General features: G+C 70.6%; 7 protein-coding genes. 4 read left to right on the top strand and 3 right to left on the bottom strand.

Features of this window, described 5'->3' with window-relative positions:
- Positions 1 to 23: 23 nt before the first annotated feature.
- Genes ENSA7_RS06410 through ENSA7_RS06400 form a run of 3 tightly spaced genes read left to right on the top strand, consistent with a single transcriptional unit; the run spans position 24 to position 4,161 of the window.
- On the top strand, positions 24 to 1,187 hold the full coding sequence (locus ENSA7_RS06410) for a fatty acid desaturase family protein (RefSeq protein WP_106088318.1): 1,164 nt from the start codon (positions 24 to 26) through the stop codon (positions 1,185 to 1,187).
- The gene (locus tag ENSA7_RS06405; protein ID WP_146157403.1) at positions 1,184 to 2,929 is read left to right on the top strand and encodes an NAD(P)/FAD-dependent oxidoreductase; all 1,746 of its coding nucleotides are present in this window, start codon (positions 1,184 to 1,186) and stop codon (positions 2,927 to 2,929) included. The genes ENSA7_RS06410 and ENSA7_RS06405 overlap by 4 nt, the downstream gene beginning before the upstream one ends.
- Positions 2,929 to 4,161: an acyl-CoA desaturase gene (locus ENSA7_RS06400; RefSeq protein ID WP_106088316.1), complete on the top strand. Its 1,233-nt coding sequence runs from the start codon at positions 2,929 to 2,931 to the stop codon at positions 4,159 to 4,161. The genes ENSA7_RS06405 and ENSA7_RS06400 overlap by 1 nt, the downstream gene beginning before the upstream one ends.
- Here the strand turns inward: ENSA7_RS06400 and ENSA7_RS06395 are convergent.
- Entirely contained in the window at positions 4,149 to 6,116 is a 1,968-nt protein-coding gene (locus tag ENSA7_RS06395) for a sulfotransferase family protein (protein WP_106088315.1), read from the bottom strand. The genes ENSA7_RS06400 and ENSA7_RS06395 overlap by 13 nt on opposite strands.
- 85 nt (positions 6,117 to 6,201) lie before the next feature.
- Between ENSA7_RS06395 and ENSA7_RS06390 the strand changes: the two genes are divergently transcribed.
- Positions 6,202 to 6,936, top strand: a complete 735-nt coding sequence (locus ENSA7_RS06390; protein ID WP_244923727.1) for a 1-acyl-sn-glycerol-3-phosphate acyltransferase — start codon at positions 6,202 to 6,204, stop codon at positions 6,934 to 6,936.
- An 8-nt stretch (positions 6,937 to 6,944) separates the two neighbouring features.
- Here ENSA7_RS06390 and ENSA7_RS06385 read toward each other — a convergent pair whose 3' ends face one another.
- Positions 6,945 to 7,673, bottom strand: a complete 729-nt coding sequence (locus ENSA7_RS06385) for a Coq4 family protein (RefSeq protein ID WP_106088313.1) — start codon at positions 7,671 to 7,673, stop codon at positions 6,945 to 6,947.
- 6 nt (positions 7,674 to 7,679) lie between these two features.
- The gene (locus ENSA7_RS06380; RefSeq protein ID WP_106088312.1) at positions 7,680 to 15,839 is read right to left on the bottom strand and encodes a type I polyketide synthase; all 8,160 of its coding nucleotides are present in this window, start codon (positions 15,837 to 15,839) and stop codon (positions 7,680 to 7,682) included.
- Positions 15,840 to 15,844 lie beyond the last annotated feature (5 nt).

Genomic DNA, 15,844 nt, shown 5'->3' with positions numbered 1-15,844 from the left:
TCACGGTCGACGCTGCACGGCGCTTGATCTACCGTCAGGGTGTGTACGAGCGCGCGGGCGAGCCACGACCAGCCAATGCGGGCGCGTGGGACAGCGAGGAGCAGCGGCTCGCCTCCCTGCGTAGCGAGCTCGACGCGATCCACGATCGGGTCCGCGCGGATCTCGGAGCGGAAGACGTCGCCTATATCGAGTCGATCGACCGACTCTCGCGCCGTCTGACCGTCGCCGGCCGGGTCTTGATCTTCGCGGGCATGGACCCGCTCAGCTACTCGGCCGGGGTGCTCGCGCTCGCGGCCGCCCACCAGCTGCAGGTCTGCGAGATCGGCCACACCGCGCTGCACGGGGCCTATGACAAGCTCGCAGACGAGCTCCCCGGCGCCGCCAAGTACCACTCGATGAAGTTTCGCTGGGTCGGCGAGATCGACGAAGAGTCCTGGCGCCGGGTCCACAACCTGCTGCACCACGGCCACACCAACATCGTCGGCCGTGACTCGGACTTGCTAGTTGGCTTCGCGCGCTGGAGCCCCGAGGCCAAGCACCACTTCTATCACCGCCTGCAGCTGCTGTTCTCCGCGACCTACCCGCTCTACTGGTGGTCGGGCATGAGCTTGCACAGCGCGGGCGTGCTCGATCTGTTCGCGCGGACCCAGGCCGAGTCGGTCGTCGTCAACGACAAGTCCCTGCGCACGTTCTTTGCCGCGCACAAGCGGGCGCTTCGCAAGATCGTGCCCTACAAGCTGAAGAACTACGTGGTCTATCCCGCGCTGGCGGGCCCGTTGTTCTTGAAGGTCCTGGTCGGCAACTGGCTGGCCGATCACCTGCGCGACGTCTACACGGCGGCGACCATGCACTGCAATCATATCGGCCCGGACGTCCACCACTATGCGGCCGATCGCCAGGCCCGATCCCGCGGTGAGTGGTACGAGATGCAGATCGAGGCCGCCAACAATTTCGAGGTCCCGCACTGGATGTCGGTGCTGTGTGGCGGCCTCGACTATCACATCGAGCACCACCTGTTTCCGCGGCTGCCACCCAACCGCCTGCGCGAGATAGCCCCGCAAGTCAAAGCGGTGTGTGCCCGCCACGGGGTCCGCTATCGAACCGGGTCGTGGCCGAGGACCCTCGCCACGTCGCTGCGCACGCTCGCGCGGCTGTCTCGGCCGCTCCCCTCGGACGCCAGCCCATGAACCGCGACACCTACTACGACCTCATCGTGCTCGGGACTGGCCTGGGCGGGACCATGCTGGCCGCGATCATGGCTCGCCACGGCCGTCGGGTGCTGCTGATCGACGCGGGCAGCCACCCGAGGTTTGCGATCGGTGAGGCGACCACGCCCGACACCAGCTTTCGCCTCAAGCTGTTGGCGGCCAAGTACGACGTGCCCGAGCTCGCGTACCTGTCCGAGTTCTATTTGGTCCGCGATCACATTGGGGCGTCGAGCGGGGTCAAGCGCGCGTTCAGCTTTCTGTATCACCGCCCGGGCCAGGCCCACGAGCCCACCCAGTCGCATCAGTTCCCGACCGGCGCGCCACCGTGGGGACCCGACTGCCATCTGTTTCGGCAAGACACCGACGCGTTCATGCTCGCCGTCGCCGCTCGCCACGGGGCGCAGGTCCGCCAGACCACCCGCGTCAGCACGATCGATCTCGAGCACGAGCGCGGCGTCGCGATCACCACCGACAAGGGCGAGCGCTTCACCGCGGCGTTCCTGGTCGACGCGGCCGGGTTTCGATCGCCGCTGGCCACCCAGCTCGAGCTGCGCGACGAGCCCACGCGGCTGCGGACCAACTCGCGGGCGATCTTCACCCACATGGTCGGCGTCAGCCCCTACGATCGCGTGGGCGAGGCCCGCGACGCTCACGGCCTGGTGTATCCGCTCTCGCAGACAACCTTGCATCACGTGTTCGAGGGCGGATGGCTGTGGGTGATCCCGTTTGACAACCACCTCGACGCCGTCAACCAGCTGACCAGCGTGGGGCTGCTGCTCGACCGCGAGCTCCATCCCGAGACTGGCAAGGACGCCGAGCAAGAGTTCTTCGAGCACGTGCAGCGGATGCCCGGCGTCGCGCGGCAGTTCGAGGGCGCCCGGGCGCTGCGGGGCTGGGTGTCGACGGGGCGGCTGCAATACAGCTCGCGCCAGACCGTGGGGGATCGCTGGCTGCTGCTCGCCCACGCGGCTGGGTTCGTCGATCCGCTGTATTCTTCCGGGCTCAACCTCACCGTTGGCGTGATTGATCTGTTCGCCGACGAGCTGCTCGCGGCGCTCGACGACGGCGACTTCACGGCCGCCCGGTTCGCGCATGTCGACACATTCTTCCAGACCAACCTGGAGCTGTACGACGAGTTCGTCGCCAACTCGTACCTGGGCTGGCGCGACTATGAGCTGTGGGACGCGTGGTACCGGGTCTGGGTCGCCGCCCTGCAAGTGGGGACCTACCTCAACGGCACCCAGCTGATGCGCCACCTCGAGTCCGGTGATCGGGCCGTGCTCGAGCGCTCGCGCGAGGCCCCGTTCACCTCGCTTTTGGGTACCGCGGTGCCCGAGTGTCAGCGCCTGGTCGGCGGCGCTTCGGCGCACATGCATCGGTTTGCTCGCGGCGAGATCACGGCCGCGAGCGCGGCCGCCAACATTCGGGCGCTGCTGCGTGAGGTCGACTTTTGCCCGAGCTACTGGCGGCTGGACGACCCGAGCGTACGCACGACCCCGCCCTATACGATGACGCAGATGCTGCGCGCGTACGTCTGGTACCACCGCAACGCCTCACCCAACGTGCGCGAGCTGATGGTCGGGTTCAAGCCGCTCACGGCCAGCCGCCACGTGCTCAGCGCGTTCTACGACAACTCCCGCCGCGGCCTCCGGCGTCAGGCGCTGTTCATGCGTGACTCGCTGCGGGCCTGGAACCGCGACTGGCGAGACGGAGCCGACTGATGGGATCAACGAGCGATGACGCCAAGCGGCGTCCACGTCGGGCCCGACGGCGGTGGATCGATCGGGCCGCCGTCGCGCTGGTCTTGAGCGTGCCGACGGCCGGCGTGTTCATTGGCGCGTGGCTGGCCTGGCGCGGCGACGTGCTCGAGACCCCGAACCTCGCCGTATTTCTGATCTTGTGGATCGCCACATTGTTCGGGGTCGAGGGCGGGTTTCACCGGTATTTCTCGCACCGATCCTATCGCGCCCGGCCCGGGGTCGAGGCGGTCCTCGCCGGGCTCGGCTCGATGGCGTTTCAGGGCCCGGTGCTGTGGTGGGCGGCGACGCATCGGCGCCACCACGAGCGCTCGGATCGGCCCGGCGATCCCCACTCGCCGCAGCTGCGCGGCCCCGGGGTGCGTGGCCTGTTGCTCGGGCTGTGGGACGGCCACGTCGGGTGGTTGTTTGGTGAGGTCGACGCGATCAGCCGCAAGTCCACGTGGGCCAAGTACGTGCCCGACCTGCTCGAGAAACCGATGATCTGGTCGATCCACCGCAATTACCTGTGGTGGCTGGCGCTGGGCTTCGTGCTGCCCGCGATGCTCGGCGGGGTGCTGACGGGGACGTGGCACGGCACCTGGGTCGGGTTCGTGTGGGGCGGGCTGATCCGCACCTTCCTGGTCAATCATGCGATCTGGGCGGTCAACTCGATCTGTCATGTGTATGGGTCGCGGCCCTTCGCCCTGCACACGCGGGACCGCAGCGCCAACAATGGGTGGGTCGCCCTGGTCAGCCTGGGCGCGGGCTGGCACCACAACCATCACGTGTTTCCCGGCTCCGCGACCACCTCGGTCCACGCCTGGCAGGTCGACGGCTGCGGGCTGATCCTGCGTGGGCTCGCGCGGCTCGGGTTGGTCAGCGAGCTCGGGACCCCGCCCGCGGATCTTCACCAGCCCGGCTGGACCCGACGCGTGCGGGTTCACCTCGACGACGCCCCGGCCGAGCTGGTCAACCTCCGCAGTGATCGCGCCTTCGTCGAGACCCGGCTGCGCCGCAGCATCGGCGCGCAGGTTCAGCTCGATGACTTCGTGGTCGAGGAGCCCGACGCCGAGGCGCAGTTGGCCGCGATCCCTCGCATTCAGGCGATCGTCGAGCGAGTCAGCCCCCACGGGCTGGTGCTGCGGTTCTCGACCACGCCCGAGCAGGCCGCCGCGCTGGCCCGCCTGACCCGCCGCGAGCGCTACGAGGCCTGATCGCCCGCGAGCGCGTCGCTTAGCTCCGACATCCACACGGTCTGGGTGCGCAGCGGCGGCGCGTCACCCTCGTGCAGCAGCGATCGGGCCAGGATGTAGCCAGCGTTGTGACCGGAGGTGTCGAGCCAGTTGCCGACGCCAGGGTCGCGGTCGCAGAGCACGACCGTGAACTCGCCGTTTGAGTCGGCCTGAATCTGGGTGTGGTTCAGGCAGATCTGATGGCGGGTATAGTCAAAGCTCTCGAGCCAGACGTTGTACAGACACAGGCTAAAATATCGGGCCTGCGGGAGCTTACCGCGGACCACGAACGCCTGATCAGGCCCAAACCGATACCAGCAGACTTGATAGTGATTGTCGGGGGTGGGAAACAGGCGCTCGCCCGATCCCGAGTGGAACTGCTTGATCGGCAGGCCGCCCGCGGTCACGAACTTGTAGAACATCAGGCTGCGCTCGACGATCGTCGCCAGCATGCGCCCGGCGTTGCGCAGGCCCTTGGCGTAGGTGTCGGGGTCGAGCGGGGGAGCAATCCTTTGCTCGCCGAGCAGCTCGACCTCGAGCTCGATCGGCGCCTCGGCCTCACGCTGGCCAAAGTACTGCCGAATGACGAGCTCGGTCTCGTCGCCCTCGCCCTTCAGCGCGGTCACCCCCGGACCAGCCTCGATCTCCTCGGCGCTGACCAGCAGCTCGAAGCGCCCGTCGGCGTCGCGGACGATCGCCGCATCATTGAGATGCGCGCCGATCTTCCCGCCGCGCCGATGCAGCAGACACCCGACGTACACGGTCCCCGGCGGGATCCGGCCAGACACCCGATAGCGACGCCCAGCGCCGAGCGACAGCCGGGTGCGGACCACGTCGGCGTCGGGGCAGTCGCCGAACATCTTGCGGGTCGGCCCGATCACCGCGTGGAACCGAGGCCAGTCGGCGTCACTGTATTCAGTGAAGGTCTCGACCGTCGCAAACAGCATGCGCAGCAGGAACCGCCGTCCCTCGAGGTTGTGCAGATCGTCGGGCAGATCGATCGTCGCCTCGAGCTTGGCGACGTCGGCGAGCACCTCCGACATCACGCGCGAGACCTCGGACAGGCCCGGCAGCGGGATGCTGTCGAGGTCGTAGCCATATTCACGCGCGAGCGCCTTGGTCTGCGCGTCGACGCTGCGGTGATCAAACCCAGACAACCACCGATCCGCCAGCTCCGGCTCGATCCGCGCCCGCGTGGAGGTGTTGGGGTCACCGACCGCGCGCGCCCCCTTGGGCCCGCTGCGCATCCGATCGCCCTCGTAGGGCTGGATCAGCGCGTCGTCGTACTCGAGCTCGAGCAGCCCGCAGACCTCGCGCATGGTCGGCGCGGGCGCGGTGACCAGATCTTCGTAGCGGATCCGCAGCCAGCGACGCTTTGGCAGCTCGGCCACGCACGCCGCGATCGCCTGGTTGCCCCCCCGCCACAGCTGCTCGGCGGTGGTGTAGTCCGAGCCCTCGAACAGCGCCTCGGACATGTTCACGTTCTGCAGGCTGCGGATCACCGAGCCCGGGTTGCGGACGATCCACAAGAATCGCGCGTTCGGAAACCACGCCCCAAGCCGCCGGATCGCGCTGGGGTAGTTGCACAGGTGCGGGCACTTGTCGACCAACACCCGATCACCGATTTGCTGATTGAGCAGCCGGTAGACGTCGTCGACACCGAGCGCCGTCAGGTCCGCCACGCGCTGCTTGGCGGCCGCGACGTCGAGCCCCTCGAGCTCGATGAAGGTCCGGCGCAGCCCACCCTTCTCCCAGAACCGGCGCTCGAGCAGGGCGTGGCGCTCGGCCATGGTCTCGAACGGCGCGAGCACCATCTCGGGCGGGCAGAACAGCCGGGGGTGACCGGCGAGCATCAGCCGCAGCAAGGTCGTGCCGCTGCGCGCGACGCCGAGCACGAACACGATCGGATCTTCAAATACGGGTGAGGGCAATGTCATGGTCGGCGACTTCGGTTGCGGCCAAACGACCCACGCGGGCGGCGTGACGGACCGCGCGGTGGGCTGTTATCATGAGGTGGTGAGCATGGAGACGAGGCTGACTACCCGCGCCTGGGATCGAGCGATGCGCATGCTCCGGGCCTATCATTCGTATGAGGTGGTCGGGCTCTCGGCGTTCCCACGCTCGGGTCCGGTGCTGGTCGCCAGCACCCACAGCCTCGCCACATACGAAAATTTTCTGCTGGGGTCGGTCGCGCTCGACGTGCTGGGGCGCCGGCCGATCATCTTGGCCGACGACCTGCTGTTCAAGCTCCCGGTCGTCGGCGACGCGATGCGCGACATCGGCGTGTGGCCAGGCAAGCGCGAGGCGGCGATCGAGATCCTCAACAGCGGCGGCCTGCTCGGGCTCGGGCCCGGGGGCATGCGCGAGGCCCTGCGTCCGTCCACGCGCCGCTACACCTTCGACTGGGACGGGCGGCTCGGGTTCGTCTGGATCGCGCTGCTGACCGGCGCGCCGATCGTGCTGGCGGCGTGTCCCGCCGCCGACGACATCTTTGACGTGGTCGATCTTCAGCTCACGGCCGACTTCTACAAGCGCCATCACTTCCCGCTGCCGCTGTTTCGCGGGGTTGGGCCCACCCTGATCCCGCGACCGGTCAAGCTCTGGCATGTGTTCGAAGCGCCGATCATCTCCGAGATCGACCCCAGCGAGGTCACCGAGGCCCACGTGATCGAGCACCACGCGTACCTGTGCGAGCGCATGCATGACTTGATGCAGCGGGCGGTCGAGCTCTCCGGGCTCACGCCGCCACAGGGGTAGCGCCGGGCTCACGCTCGCCTCCCCCGCCCTGACTTGCCGACCCACACGGGCGTGTACTCGGGCGGCGGCCACAGGCCGAGCTCGCGCTGGATCTGCTCGAGCGGGTGGTCGAGCAGCTCGACCCAGTCTTGCTCGACCAGCCACTCGGCCCGCAGCGCCAGCGCGGTCGCGTCCAGCATCATGCGCTGGCCCGCCAGGCGCGGCAGTCGGATCGAGTAGGCACCGAGCCCGGCCATCGCGAGCACGCCCGTGTTGCGAGTCTGGGCGGCCGTGAACGCGAGCAGGCACACCTCGCCGAGCAGATCGGTCTTGTAGCCAGTGACCAGGTGATAGAGGTCGTGGCTGAAGAACAAGGTGTCCTGCAAGAACCGCTCGTCGGGCTCGAGCGCGGCCGTGCGCGCCGCCGAGGTCCCCGTCTCGACGTAGACACCCATGCCGCGACGGGTTGTGCCGAGCGACTCGCAGCTGGTGAGATACGCCTGGCCAAGGGTACCCGCTGGCAGGCTCTCGAGCCGCTCCCAGTCGGCCAGCGCGTCACCCAACGAAGGCTTGCGCTGCAGCAGCGCCCGGGCCTTGGCGCGCCCACGCATGCGCGCGAGCGTGCGGGGCAGCGAGCGTCCCTGCCAGGCTTCGATGACCCGCGTGATCTGATCGGTCCGCCCGGGGTTGCGGTACAAGAAGCGCAGGATGTCCAGGCCCTCGCGCCAGCGGATTGCGTGGATGTCGGCGTGGTCCATGGCCGGTCAGCTCAGGCAAGCGCGCAGCGCCGCCGCGAGGGCGGGCCCGTGCGCGGCCGCGAACATCGAGTAGTGATCACCCGGGACGTCGCGGACCGACAGCCCCACGCACAGCTCCCGCCAGACCTCGACGCTGTCCGGAAACACCTCGGCGAAGGCCCGCAGCGTGTCGACGGCTCGCAGGTAGACGACGGGTCCGGCGTAGAGGCGCGGCTGGTAGCCGGCCAGGCGTCGGACCGAGCGCTGCAGGCCGCTGACGTAGATCTGGAATAGCGCCTGGATCTGCTCGGCGTCGGTGCTGGGTGGCAGCCCGGCGTGCTCGACCGCCCACGCGCGCACGTGCTCGAGCTGGTCGGCACGGGGCCGCGCGCGGTCGAGCGTTGGTGGCGGCGTCGAGATGGTCGCGCGGGCGCCCAGGTAACTAGCGAAGGAGGCGACGAGCGCTGGGTCGGCGTAGTTTGTTGCGTCGCTGCCCACGTGTGGCGTCGGGCTGTCGAGCAGCGCGACGAGCTCGGGCGCGTGGCCACGCTCGCGCAGCCGCGCCGCGGTCTCGTAGGCCAGCACGCCGCCGAGCGACCAGCCACCCAACACACGAGGGACCGCCTGCGATCCGATGATCAGGTCCACACAGCGATCCGCGAGGATGTCGATCGTGGCCTCGAGCTCGCTCGCGCCGCCAGCCTCGAGCTCGGGCAGCTCGATCACCTCGACACCATGACAGTCGAGCGCAGTAGCGAAGCTGGCATAACCATCGATGTCGAGCGCCCCCGGGTGGATCAGGGTGAGCGTGGGCAGCCCCGGCCGCTCGCGCAGATACGTTCGCCGGGCCGCGCGACCAGTCGGTTGGCGAGCGGCTGGCGTCGACGACAGCCGCGCGAGCAGATCGTCAGCGAGGTCGTGGATCGACGGCCCCTCGAGCAGGGTCGCCATCGGCAGCTCGACGCCGAGCTCGGCCTCGAGGCGCGCGCGCAGCTCGATGCCCATCAGCGAGTCGAGACCGAGCTCGACCATCGGGCGATCTGCCGCGAGCGCTTGCTCGGCGCGGCCGACCGCGAGCGCGATGTGGGCGGTGAGCAGCGCGACGATCCGCGGCGCTCGCTCGGCAACGGGCAGGGCCAGGATCGCAGCTGCAGCCGCGCCCCGCTCGGGCGCGGGGGCCTGTCGGTGAGCCGCCAGCTCGGCCGTGACCAGCTCGGCGATCGGCGGGGACGCGCTCAGGGTCGGGTGCGCGCGAGCGAAGCGAGCCCAGTCGACGTCCATGACGGTGATCTGGGTCCACGCTGACGCCCGCGCGGGAGCCAGCAGCGTCCGCATCAACCCCAGCGCCCGCTCGGGCGCGAGGCTCTCGATCCCGCGCCGGGCCAGGCGACGATCATCGCGCGCAACCCCGACGTCCGCCCACGGTCCCCAGTCGAGGCTGTGAGCCACGAGACCCCGCGCGCGCCGGTCGCGAGCGAGGGCGTCGAGGAAGCTGTTGGCGGCCGCGTAGTTGCCCTGCCCGGCAGAGCCCAGGACCGCGGCGACCGACGAGAACAACACGAACAGATCGAGATCGTGGCGCTCGAGCGCGCGGTGCAGCACCCACGCGCCGATGACCTTGGCCCGGAACACCGCGGCGAGCATGGCCGCGTCGAGCCGCAGCAAGATCTGATCTTGCAGCACCCCGGCGAGGTGCACGACGCCGCGGATCGGCGGCCACCCCTCGCTGCGGTGTTGCTGCAGGAACTCCTGGACCTGCGCTGGATCGCCGACGTCGACGGCCGCCAGGTGCACGCTGACGCCCTCGCGCTCGAACGCCTGGATCGCGGCGATCTGCCCGCCCACGCGCGTGGCGGGATCGACGGCCGCCCAGGTGTGTCGCTCGGGCAGCGCCGAGCGGCCCATCAACACCAACCGTCGCGCGCCGCGATCAACCAGCTCGCGGGCGACGTGGAGGCCGAGTCCGCCCAGACCGCCCGTGATCAAGTAGCAGCCGTCGACGCGACAGCGCAGCTCGGCGTTGGTGTCCGGTGTCGCTGGCACCCGCGCCCGCGTCACCCGAACGACGTGGCGCTGGGCGTCGCGGTAGGCGATCTGGACCTCGCCGTCGGGTGCCCGCAGCTCGCGGATCAACGCGTGGACCTGGGCTTCGGGCGCGGCCTGGGGATCGACGTCGACGAGGCCGCCAAACACTCCTGGGTGCTCCTGCGCGAGGGTCCGCCCCAGACCCCACAAGGTCGCCCCGGCGGTGGTGGTCGGCTCGTCGTCGCGAACTGGGGCGGCGCCGCGGCTGACCAGCCACAGCTTGGGCGGGCTCGGCCAGCGCTGGCCGACGAGCTCGCGCAGTACGTGGACGGTCACCCCGACGTCGAGGTTCAGGCTGGTCTCGAGCGCGGCGACCTCGGCGTCGAGATCGTGGTGCTCGCCCTGCTCGTGATCCGGCCGCGCCGCCAGGCTCCAGGCATGCACGACGCCGCGGCATGGGTCGCCGCGCTCGCGCAGGTGCTCGAACAGCGCGTGCATGTCTTCGGCCCGGGTCGCGTCGATCCGGTAGTGGTCGGCGCTGACGCGGGTGAACGCGGCGCCCGGCTCGACCCGCACGCAGCAGTCGCCGACCGCGGTCAGCTCGGAGATCAGCGCGTCCCCAAAGCCGCCGCGATCGCACAGCACCAGCCACACGCCGGGCGGCTGGGCTCGCGGCAGCGCCCGCAGCCGGCTCGGGCGCCACTCGAGCTGGTACAGCAGATCGTCGAGATCCTCGCGGCCGCGTGCACCCGCGCTCGCGAGATCGAGGTAGCGCAGCCGAAGCCCCTGGACGTCGACCTGCAGCCGGCCCTCGTCGTCGCGCAGCTCGAGGTGGACCGTTCGCTCGCGCTCGGTTTCGCTGTGGGTCCGCGCCAAGCTCCACGCGCTGGCGCCCGGGCGGTGCACGAACCGGATCAACGCGACACCGACCGGCAGAAATGGCCGGCCCTCGTCACCACCGAGCGCCGCGACCACCTGCGCGGCCGCGTCGAGCAGCGCCGGGTGGACGTGGTAGCGCGAGTCGCTGGCCACGGACGTGGGCGCGCGGAGCTGGGCGATAGCGACGTCGTCGCGCCGACTGATCTGCTGGACCCCGCGAAACGCTGGGCCGTAGTCGAGCCCGCGCGCGCGCAGCTGCTGGTAGTGGGCCTCCGCGGTCACGCGCGGCTCGGCGGGCAGGCTCGGCGGCTCACCGAGATCGGCCTCGGGTTCGAGATCAGCTTGGACCTCGCCGCGGGCGTGGAGCACCCAGGTCGCGCCGTCGTGGTCGGGCGCGCGGCTGTGGATCTCGAAGCGCTGGCCGTCGGTCAGCGCGAGCTGGACCGCGCGCGGGGATCCATCGGGCACCATCAGCGGCGCGAGGATCTCCACGTTGCGCAGCGCGATCGGGCCCGCGTCGAGCCCCGCGCCGCGCCGCTCGATCGCAGCCGCGAGCGCCATCTCCAGATATGCGGTAGCCGGCAGGATCGCCGCGCCCTCGAACCGATGATCCGCGAGCTCGGGGGCATGCGCGAGCGAGATCGCGGCCTCCCACACCTGTGCACCGGACCGATGCCCCAGCTCGACGCGCGAGCCGAGCAGCGGGTGGGCGCTCGTCCGAGCTTGGCTTCGTCGTGAGGTGCGAGCATGCCAGGCCGGGCGTCGCTGCAGCGCCAGGTGGGGCAGCGCGACCGTCTGCGCCTGGCCCGGCCACACGGCGGACCAGCTCGGCGCGTGGCCGCAGACGAACAGCTGCGCGAGCGCGCCGAGCATCGACGCCCGGGCGTCGACGCCACGCCGCAGTGAGTGAACCACGAGCCCCTCGCGGGCGCCGAGCGAGCTCAAGATCGACCTCGACAGCACCGGGTGCGCGCCGATCTCGATGAAGTGACGGTGGCCGCCGTCGATCAAGCTCGAGATCGCCGCCGCGAACTGCACGGGCGCCCGCAGCTGCGACCCCCAGTAGTCCGCGTTGAACTGCGACCCGTCGAGCTCGGCGCCGGTCACCGTCGAGATGATCGGCACCGAGCCTCGCTGGGATCGCAGGCCCGACTCTCGCAGCGCCCGCCCGAGCTCGTCGGCGCTGGGCTGCATGTGCGCGCTGTGAAACGGATACTCGTGGTCGAGCACGCGGGCCCCAGGCAGGCGCGCCAGCGACGACGCCGGACCGCACACGACCGTCTGCTCGGGGCCGTTGTGGGCGACGATCTCGAGGCCCTCGAGGCCCGCCGCGTCGAGCTGCACCCGCAGCTGCTCGGGCCCGATCGCAACGACCGCGAGCTTCGCCAGCCCCGCCACCCGCTCGGTCACCCGCGCGCGCGCGACCACCAGCGCGGCGGCGTCCGACAGCGACAGGACACCCGCGACGTGAGCGGCCGCGAGCTCGCCGAGGCTGTGGCCGACGACCGCGTCCGGCTCGATCCCGTAGCGACGCCACTGCTGCGCCAGCGCGACCTGCAGCGCGAACAACACCGGCTGGATCACCCCCGACTCGCCCAGCTTGGCCGCGGACGCCTCGACCGTGAGCGCGTCGAACACCGACCACCCGAGCATCGGCGCGAGCGCCTGATCGCAGCGATCATAGTCGGCGCGAAACTCTGGGGAGCGCTCGAGCAGCTCGCGGCCCATGCCCCACCACTGATCCCCCTGCCCGCTGAACACGAACACGCAGCGCGCCGAGCCGTTCATGGGCCGACGCCCAGGCACGGCGGCGCTCGCGTACGAACGCAGCCCCGCGATCAGCTCGCTGGCCGACGAGCCGACCACGGCCGCGCGCTCGTCGAGGCCGCTACGCTGCAGCGCGGCCGCCCGCGCGATCGCAGCGAGCGGCGCAGGCGACCCCTCCAGCCGATCCACGTAGCGACTCGCGAGCTCGCGCAGCGCCGCTGGTGTGTGAGCGGAGATCGCCAGCAGCACCGGCCCCTCGCCGAGCTCGAGCGCGACCGCAGGCTCAACGACCGGCGCCTGCTCGAGCACCACGTGAGCGTTCGTCCCGCCAAACCCAAACGAGCTCACACCCGCGAGCCGCGAGCCCGGCCAAGCTTCACGACCGCGCGCGACCCGAAGCCGCGCGGCGTCAAAGTCGATGTGCGGGTTGGGTGGATCCGCGTGCAGGCTTGGCGGCAGCTCGGCGTGGTGCAGCGCGAGCGCGGTCTTGATCAGCCCGGCGATCCCAGCCGCGCCCTCGAGGTGTCCGATGTTGGTCTTGACCGAGCCCAGCACGCACTCGGTCTGCGAGCCCAGCACCCGCGCGAGCGCGGTGACCTCGATCGGATCGCCGAGCACGGTCCCGGTCCCGTGGGCTTCGACGTAGCCAAGCTCGTGACCCGCGACCCCGGCGTGTTGGTGGGCCGCCCGGAGCACGGCCGCCTGCGCGCTCACGCTCGGCGCCGTGAGCCCGTTGCTGCGGCCGTCGCTGTTGACGGCGCTGCCGCGGATCACCGCGTAGATCCGCCGGCCCAGCGCCCGCGCGCGCGACAGCGGCTCGAGCAGGATCACCCCGCAGCCCTCGCCGCGCACGTAGCCCCCAGCGTCGGCCGCGAACGCCCGACAGCGCCCGTCGGCGGCCAGGAACCCGGCCCGCGCGAGGTTGTGGCTGAGCGCGGGCGCGAGCACCAGGTTGACCCCCGCCGCGATCGCCTGCTGCGACTCGCCCGACCACAGGCTCCGACACGCGAGGTGGACGGCGACCAGCGAAGACGAGCACGCGGTGTCTATCGCGAGGCTGGGCCCGCGCAGATCGAAGGCATAGGACACGCGATTGGCCGCGATACTGATCGCGTTGCCGGTCGCCCCATATGGACCATACGGCTCGTCGGCGGCCGCGACGTCGCGGCCGTAGTCGCTGTTGCAGATCCCCACGAACACGCCCGTGCTCGAGCCGCGCAGATCCTCGACGCGCTGGCCCGCGTCCTCGAGCGCCAGCCAGGTCTGCTCGAGCAGCAAGCGCTGCTGCGGATCCATGGCCGCGGCTTCGCGCGGGGTGATCGCAAACAGGTCGGCGTCGAACCCCGCGACGTCGTCCAGGAACCCACCGAAGCGCGCGGCCGCTTCGAACTGTCCGCACAGCTGCTCGCGCGCCGGACTGACCTCGGTGATCGCGTCGACGCCCTCGCGCAGCAGCTGCCAGAACGCCGAAGGCCCGTCCGCGCCCGGGAACCGACAGCCGATCCCGACAATCGCGATGGGTTCGCCCGTGGGGCCGTCACCCGTCGCGGCCTCGACCGCCTGCGCGTCCGGTTCTGTGCTCAGGTGAGCGGCGAGCCGATCGATGCTCGGGTGCTCGTAGATCAAGGTTGGCGCGAGTCGGCGCCCGAGCAGCGCCTCGAGCTCGCCCGAGAGCCCGACCGCCTCCGCCGAGTCGAGGCCGAGCTCGGCGAGCGGCCGCGCAGGGTCGACGCGGTCCGCCGAGGTCCCGAGCCGAGTCGCAACCTGATCGATCAACCACGCCCGCAGCTCGTGCGCGCGCCGACGTTCCTGCCCCGGCTCGACCCGCTCCGCCGACCAGCTGACGATCGCGCTCAGGCTCCGCTCGGCGAGCGCCGCTCGACAGGCGAAGCGCTGGATCTTGCCGCTCGAGGTCTTGGGCACCGTCCGCGGCTCGATCAGCACCACCGCCCGCGGCGCGACACCATGCGCGCTCGAGACCGCGCCGCGGATCCGCTCGATCACCTGCTCGCCAGCTCGCTCGCTGCGCTTGACGTCGAACTCGTAGACGACCGCCAGCTGCTCGTCCGCCTCGTCGCCGATCGTGAACACTGCCCCGCACCCGGGTCGCAAGCCCGGGTCGCAGCGCTCGATCGTCGCCTCGAGATCCTGCGGGTACAGGTTGCGCCCGCGGATGATGATCAGATCCTTGTGACGCCCGGTCACGAACAGCTCGCCGCGATCGTCGAGCGCCCCGAGATCGCCGGTCCGCAGATACGGACGCTCGTGATCGCCGATCGTCGCTCGAAAGCTCCGCGCGGTGTCCTGCTCGCGGCCCCAGTAGCCCGCCGCGACGCTGGGCCCCGCGACCCAGATCTCACCGATCTCGCCCGGTTCGACCCGACGCCGCGTCTGCGGCTCGACGATCACCAGATCGTGACCCGCCAGCGCGCGCCCACACGCGACCAGCTCGTGCCCGGCCGAAGCTCGCGGTGAGCCAGTGATCGCCGCCGCCCCCTTGTCGCCGCCCGAGACGATCAGCGTGGCCTCGGCCAGCCCGTAGCAGGGATAGAACGCCGTCGGCGCAAACCCACTGGGCGCGAACGCGTCGGCGAACCGACCCAGCGTCTGCGGACGGATCGGCTCGGCGCCGTTGAAGGCCAGATCCCAGCTGCTCAGGTCGAGCTCGCGCCGCTGCTGCGCGGTCGACTTGCGCACACACAGGTCATACGCAAAGTTGGGACCGCCGCTGGTCGTCGCCCGGTAGCGCGAGATCGCCTGCAGCCAGCGCAGCGGCCGTTGCAGGAAGTGCAGCGGCGACATCAGGGTGACCGGAAACCCAGCGTAGAGCGGCTGAATGATCCCGCCGATCAACCCCATGTCGTGGTAGGGCGGCAGCCAGATCACGCCCTGGCTGGCGCTGGAGTGGCCAAAGCACTCGCGGATCCTCGCCGAGTTCTCGAGCAAGTTCGCGTGCGAGAGCATCACGCCCTTGGGGGTGTCGGTCGAGCCCGAGGTGTACTGCAAGAACGCGATGTCGCTGGATTGCAGCGTGGCCGCCCGCCAGTCGCTCGCGCGGGCGTCGGCGACCTCGTCGGTCGCGACCCAGGTCAGCGGCGCGGGCCCCCGAAGCAAGCTCGCGCTGGGACCCGCGAGCGCGCCCAGAGTCAGGACCACGCTAGCCTCACAGTCAGCCAGGATCGACTGCAAGCGGGGCAGCGTCCGGGCCAGCGCGCGGGGATCCGGCGGATAGGCCGGGACCGCGATCACGCCCGCATAAAGACAGGCAAAGAACGCGATCACATAGTCGAGCCCGGGCGGATACAGCAACAGCGCGCGAGACCCCGGCTCCGCGACCCGCTGCAGCTCGGCGGCCACGGCCCGGGCCCGGCGATCGAGCTGCGCGGCGCTCAGCGTGCGCGCGTCGGTCTCCCCATCCTCGAGGAAGGTGAAGACGCCCAGGTCGCCCTGCTCGCGCGCGCGAGCGCGGGCGACATCGACCAGGGTCAGCCAGCCCAAATCATGCGAGTCCGCCATCACCT

It is taken from the genome of Enhygromyxa salina, from assembly GCF_002994635.1.
Lineage (GTDB): Bacteria > Myxococcota_A > Polyangia > Nannocystales > Nannocystaceae > Plesiocystis > Plesiocystis salina_B.
This window is presented reverse-complemented; position numbering and strand designations above follow the sequence as displayed.